This window comes from Pseudomonas sp. NPDC087336, assembly GCF_044744285.1.
Taxonomy (GTDB): domain Bacteria; phylum Pseudomonadota; class Gammaproteobacteria; order Pseudomonadales; family Pseudomonadaceae; genus Aquipseudomonas.
On sequence record NZ_JBIUYA010000036.1, the window covers coordinates 58,282 to 65,065 of the forward strand.

At 60.7% G+C, this 6,784-nt stretch carries 2 protein-coding genes and 1 pseudogene; all 3 read left to right on the top strand.

The window, feature by feature from the left end:
• Positions 1-3: 3 nt before the first annotated feature.
• Positions 4-1,587: an AAA family ATPase gene (locus ACIO0C_RS26910; RefSeq protein ID WP_401316776.1), complete on the top strand. Its 1,584-nt coding sequence runs from the start codon at positions 4-6 to the stop codon at positions 1,585-1,587.
• 350 nt (positions 1,588-1,937) lie between these two features.
• Positions 1,938-6,383 carry a glutamate synthase large subunit gene (gene gltB / locus ACIO0C_RS26915; RefSeq protein WP_401316778.1) on the top strand — a complete coding sequence of 1,482 codons (4,446 nt, stop codon included), beginning with the start codon at positions 1,938-1,940 and terminating at the stop codon, positions 6,381-6,383.
• Positions 6,384-6,415: 32 nt separating this feature from the next.
• Positions 6,416-6,784, top strand: a pseudogene (locus ACIO0C_RS26920) (glutamate synthase small subunit); the annotation flags it as partial.

A 6,784-nucleotide genomic window follows, 5' to 3' on the forward strand; every position in this document is an offset into this window, starting at 1 on the left:
GCGATGACTAGTTTGCATGCCGACGAGGCTTTCCTCGGCCACTACCAGTTGAATCATGACCCTTTTGCTCCACGGGTCCCTGGCTTCAAGTTTTTCCCTGCCCAGCGCAAGCCGGTGCTGGGGCAGTTGCACCATCTGGCGCGGTACAGCCAGTTGCTGTTGGTGGTCACAGGTCCGCACGGCAGTGGCAAAACCCTGCTGCGTCAGGCCCTGGTAGCCAGTACCAACAAGCAGACCGTGCAGAGCGTGGTGGTTTCCGCCCGTGGTGCGGGTGATTCGGCTGGTGTGTTGCGCCAGGTTGCCCAGGCACTGGACGTTGCCCAGGCCGAGGTCGGTGCAATCCTGAAACAGGTGGTGCAACTTGCCCTTACGGGGCAGGAAGTCTATCTGCTGGTCGACGATGCCGAGCAGCTCGACGAGTCCGCGCTTGAAGCCCTGATGGCCCTGGGCGCGGGTGCGCCGGAAGGCCGTCCGCATGTGTTCCTGTTCGGCGAGTCGTCGATGATCGCTCAGCTCGAGGCTTTGCAACTCGAGGAAGAACGCTTCCACGTCATCGAGCTGCAGCCTTACACCGAAGAGGAAACGCGTGAATACCTGGAGCAGCGGCTCGAAGGCGCCGGCCGGGGTATCGAACTTTTCACCGCAAATCAGATCTCTGATATTCACGAAAGCTCCGAGGGTTGGCCTGGCAACATCAATCAGGTTGCCCGCGATGCGATGATCGAAGCCATGATTGCCAGCCGCTCAGCGGTGAAGCGTCCAAGTATGGGGTTCAATATGCCGAAGAAACACGTATTGGCGATTTCCGCCGTCGTTGTGGTCGCGGTAGCCGCCGCCTGGTTGATGCCCGGTCGCAGCAAGGCACCGACCACGGGTGCGCCTGCCAACGAACAGGCGCAACTACCGCTCGGCCAGGGTTCGCAAGGCGGTGCACCGGCCGTTGAATTCGCCGGCAACAGCCAGCCCACGCCATTGCCGTTGGTCGGTAATTCGCAACCGGTCATGCGGGAACCGTTGGCTGAAGCGGCGGGAGGCATTACCGAGGGCGATGACGGCGTGCCGGTCGAGGGTTCCAGTGCAACGCCGCCGACCGTGACCACCATTGCACCGCCAGCCGGCGTTCCAGCCGGTCCTGCACCAACGCCAGCAGCCAAGCCGACGCCTGCATCGACCCAGGTCGCTACCGCCAAGCCAGCGCCTGCTCCGGTTGCCAAGCCGGCTCCGGCCCCGGCGCCAGCCAAGCCGGCCGCCGTTGCCGCCAAGCCGGCCGAGAAGCCTGCGACCGTCGCCAAGGCTGCCGGTGGTACCTGGTACGCAGGTCAGGCACCAGGTAACTACGTGGTGCAGATCCTCGGCACCAGCTCCGAAACGGCCGCGCAAAACTTCGTCAAGGAGCAGGGCGGCGAGTACCGTTATTTCAAGAAAGTCCTCAATGGCAAGCCGCTCTACGTCATCACCTACGGCAACTTCGCCAATCGTGATGCAGCCGTTTCCGCCATCAAGGCCTTGCCAGCGAAGGTTCAGGCTGGTAAACCTTGGCCTCGCACTGTCGCCAGCGTCCAACAGGAACTGGCAACAACTCGCTGAAGATTCGGCGGCCTTACCCAGGCCGCCTCTCCAAGCACCTCAAAATTTCTACAAGTGCGCGCAACCTTCCAGGCTGCGTGCCTTGTGGTGTCTGCGTCATAGTAGTCTTTGAGTCGTAGCGGTCAAAATTAAAAAAAGTTTTGACTAGCACAGCAGATCGCTTTAAACCTTTCACAAATGCGACATAGATTTGCGACATTTCGTCGCCAAATTTGTGAGGCCAAGTGTCGGTGTGTACAATGACCTCCCTTTTGCCCCCGCAAAGCTGGCGTACGTTCGGCGCGGATGGTAAGTGGTTGAATTGAAAAGAAATTTGCCTCGATAAGAGGCAGCCTGGTGAGAAAGTGTCTATGAAAGCAGGTCTGTACCAACCAGATGAATTCAAGGATAACTGCGGTTTCGGCCTGATTGCCCATATGCAGGGCGAGCCCAGTCATACCCTTTTGCAAACGGCCATCGAGGCCCTGACCTGTATGACCCACCGCGGTGGGATTAATGCTGACGGCAAGACCGGTGACGGTTGCGGTCTGCTGATTCAAAAGCCGGACGTGTTCCTGCGAGCCATCGCCCAGGAAACTTTCGGCGTCGAATTGCCCAAGCAATACGCTGTGGGCATGGTTTTCTTCAACCAGGATCCGGTCAAAGCCGAAGCCGCTCGCGAGAACATGAACCGCGAGATCGTGGCTGCCGGCCTGCAGTTGGTCGGCTGGCGCAAAGTGCCGATCGACACCAGCGTCCTCGGCCGCCTGGCCCTTGAGCGCCTGCCACAGATCGAGCAGGTGTTCATCGGTGGCGAAGGCCTGAGCGACCAGGACATGGCCGTCAAGCTGTTCACTTCCCGTCGTCGCTCATCGGTGTCCAACGCCGCCGATACCGACCACTATGTCTGCAGCTTTTCGCACAAGACCATTATCTATAAAGGCCTGATGATGCCGGCGGACCTGACCGCCTTCTATTCGGACCTGAGCGATGAGCGCCTGCAAACCTCGATTTGCGTGTTCCACCAGCGCTTCTCCACCAACACCCTGCCGAAATGGCCGCTGGCCCAACCGTTCCGCTTCCTGGCGCACAACGGCGAGATCAATACCATCACCGGCAACCGCAACTGGGCCGTGGCTCGTCGGACCAAGTTCACCAACGATCTGATGGATCTGGAAGAGCTCGGCCCACTGGTCAACCGCGTTGGTTCCGACTCCTCGAGCATGGACAACATGCTCGAGCTGATGGTCACCGGTGGCATCGACCTGTTCCGTGGCGTGCGGATGATCATTCCGCCTGCGTGGCAGAACGTCGAGACCATGGACCCGGACCTGCGTGCGTTCTACGAATACAACTCGATGCACATGGAACCGTGGGACGGCCCGGCCGGCGTGGTAATGACCGACGGTCGCTACGCGGTGTGCCTGCTCGATCGTAACGGTCTGCGTCCGGCGCGTTGGGTGACCACCAAGAACGGTTTCATCACCCTGGCGTCCGAAATCGGTGTCTGGAACTACCAGCCTGAAGACGTGATCGCCAAGGGCCGCGTTGGCCCGGGCCAGATCTTTGCAGTGGACACCGAGACCGGTCAGATCCTCGACACCGATGCCATCGATAACCGCCTCAAGTCCCGTCATCCGTACAAGCAATGGCTGCGCAAGAATGCCCTGCGCATCCAGGCGACCATGGAAGACAACGATCACGGTTCGGCCTTCTACGACGTCGATCAGCTCAAGCAATACATGAAGATGTACCAAGTCACGTTCGAAGAGCGCGACCAGGTGCTGCGTCCGCTCGGCGAACAAGGCTACGAAGCCGTGGGCTCGATGGGCGACGATACGCCGATGGCCGTGCTGTCCCAGCGCGTGCGCACGCCGTACGACTATTTCCGCCAGCAGTTCGCGCAGGTGACCAACCCGCCGATCGACCCGCTGCGCGAAGCCATCGTCATGTCGCTGGAAATCTGCCTCGGTGCCGAGCGCAACATCTTCCAGGAGTCGCCGGAACACGCGTCGCGCGTGATTCTCAGCTCGCCGGTCATTTCCCCGGCCAAGTGGCGCTCGCTGATGAACCTCGATCGTCCGGGCTTCGAACGCCAGAAAATCGACCTCAACTACGACGAAAGCATCGGCCTGGAAGCGGCGATCCGTAACGTTGCCGATCAGGCTGAAGAAGCTGTGCGCGCCGGTCGTACGCAGATCGTCCTGAGTGACCGTCACATTGCCCCGGGCAAGTTGCCGATCCACGCGTCCCTGGCTACCGGCGCGGTACACCACCGCCTGACCGAGAAAGGCCTGCGTTGCGACTCCAACATCCTGGTGGAAACCGCGACTGCTCGCGATCCACATCACTTCGCCGTGTTGATCGGTTTCGGTGCCTCTGCCGTTTATCCGTTCCTGGCCTATGAAGTGCTGGGCGACCTGATCCGTACCGGTGAAGTGCTGGGCGACCTCTACGAGGTGTTCAAGAACTACCGTAAGGGCATCACCAAAGGCCTGCTCAAGATCCTGTCGAAGATGGGTATCTCGACCATCACCTCCTATCGCGGAGCACAATTGTTCGAAGCGATCGGCCTGTCCGAGGAAGTTTGCAACCTGAGCTTCAAGGGCGTGCCAAGCCGTATCAAGGGCGCGCGTTTCGTCGACATCGAAGCCGAGCAGAAAGCCCTGGCCACCGAAGCCTGGAGTCCGCGCAAGCCGATCCAGCAAGGCGGTCTGCTGAAGTTCGTCCACGGTGGCGAATATCACGCGTACAACCCGGACGTGGTCAACACCCTGCAGGCCGCTGTGCAGCAGGGCGACTACAGCAAGTTCAAGGAATACACCTCGCTGGTGGACAACCGCCCGGTGTCGATGATCCGTGACCTGCTGAAGGTGAAAACCCTCGACACGCCGCTGGACATCAGCGAAATCGAACCGCTGGAATCGGTGCTCAAGCGCTTCGACTCCGCCGGTATCTCCCTGGGCGCCCTGTCGCCGGAAGCTCACGAAGCCCTGGCCGAAGCCATGAACCGCCTCGGTGCGCGCTCCAACTCCGGCGAAGGCGGCGAAGACCCGGCGCGCTACGGCACCATCAAGAGCTCGAAAATCAAGCAGGTTGCTACCGGCCGTTTTGGTGTGACCCCGGAATACCTGGTCAACGCCGAGGTGCTGCAGATCAAGGTTGCCCAAGGCGCCAAGCCGGGCGAAGGTGGTCAACTGCCAGGGGGCAAGGTTAACGGCCTGATCGCCAAGCTGCGTTACGCAGTGCCAGGCGTGACCCTGATTTCGCCACCGCCGCACCACGACATCTATTCGATCGAAGACTTGTCGCAGCTGATTTTCGACCTCAAGCAAGTCAACCCGAAGGCGCTGGTCTCGGTGAAGCTGGTCGCAGAAGCGGGTGTAGGTACTATCGCCGCTGGTGTGGCCAAGGCCTATGCCGACCTGATCACCATCTCCGGCTACGACGGCGGTACCGGTGCATCGCCGCTGACCTCGATCAAATACGCGGGCGCTCCGTGGGAACTCGGCCTGGCCGAAACTCACCAGACCCTGCGCGGCAACGACCTGCGCGGCAAGGTCCGGGTGCAGACCGACGGCGGCCTGAAGACCGGCCTCGACGTGATCAAGGCGGCCATCCTCGGCGCTGAAAGCTTCGGCTTCGGCACCGCGCCAATGATCGCCCTGGGTTGCAAATACCTGCGTATCTGCCACCTGAACAATTGCGCCACCGGTGTCGCGACCCAGAACGAGAAGTTGCGCAAGGATCACTACATCGGCACCGTCGACATGGTGGTGAACTTCTTCACCTACGTCGCCATCGAGACCCGTGAGTGGCTGGCCAAGCTGGGCGTGCGCTCCCTCGAAGAGCTGATTGGTCGTACCGATCTGCTGGAAGTGCTCGAAGGCCAGACCGCCAAACAGCATCATCTCGACCTGACTCCGTTGCTGGGCAGCGATCACGTGCCAGCGGACAAGCCACAGTTCTGCGGTGTAGAGCGTAACCCGCCGTTCGACAAGGGCCTGCTGGCAGAAAAAATGGTCGACATGGCCACCTCGGCGATCAACGACAAGAGCGGCGCGGAGTTCGAGCTGGATATCTGCAACTGCGACCGCTCCATCGGCGCGCGGATCTCCGGCGATATCGCCCGTAAGCACGGCAACCAGGGCATGGCCAATGCGCCAATCACCTTCCGCTTCAAGGGCACGGCTGGTCAGAGCTTCGGTGTGTGGAACGCCGGCGGCCTGAACATGTACCTGGAAGGCGACGCCAACGACTACGTCGGCAAGGGCATGACCGGCGGCAAGCTGGTGATCGTTCCGCCAAAAGGCAGCATCTACAAGACCCAGGACAGTGCCATCATCGGCAACACCTGCCTGTACGGCGCCACTGGCGGCAAGTTGTTCGCCGCCGGTACTGCGGGTGAGCGTTTCGCCGTGCGTAACTCCGGTGCCCACACCGTCGTGGAAGGCACTGGCGATCACTGCTGCGAGTACATGACCGGTGGTTTCGTCTGCGTCTTGGGCAAGACCGGTTACAACTTCGGCTCTGGCATGACCGGCGGTTTCGCCTACGTGCTCGACCAGGACAACACCTTCGTTGACCGGGTCAACCACGAACTGGTGGAAATCCAGCGGATCAGCGGCGAGGCGATGGAAGCCTACCGTAGCCATTTGCAACGCGTGCTGAACGAGTACGTCGAGGAAACGGACAGCGAGTGGGGTCGTGAACTCGCCGAGAACCTCGACGATTACGTGCGCCGTTTCTGGTTGGTCAAGCCCAAGGCTGCCTCCCTGAAGTCGTTGCTTTCCAGCACCCGTGCCAACCCGCAGTGATATGCGCCTGAAGAGTTTGATGAGGTTTTAAAATGGCTGAACGTCTGAATAATGACTTCCAGTTCATCGAGGTCGGGCGCAAGGATCCGAAGAAGAAACTGTTGCGTCAACGCAAGAAAGAGTTCGTGGAAATCTACGAACCGTTCAAACCCCAGCAGTCGGCCGACCAGGCCCACCGCTGCCTGGGTTGCGGCAACCCGTATTGCGAATGGAAGTGCCCGGTGCACAACTTCATTCCCAACTGGCTGAAACTGGTGGCCGAGGGCAACATCCTCGCCGCCGCCGAGCTGTCGCACCAGACCAACACCCTGCCGGAAGTCTGCGGCCGGGTGTGCCCGCAGGACCGTCTGTGCGAGGGTGCCTGCACCCTGAACGACGGCTTCGGCGCGGCGACCATCGGT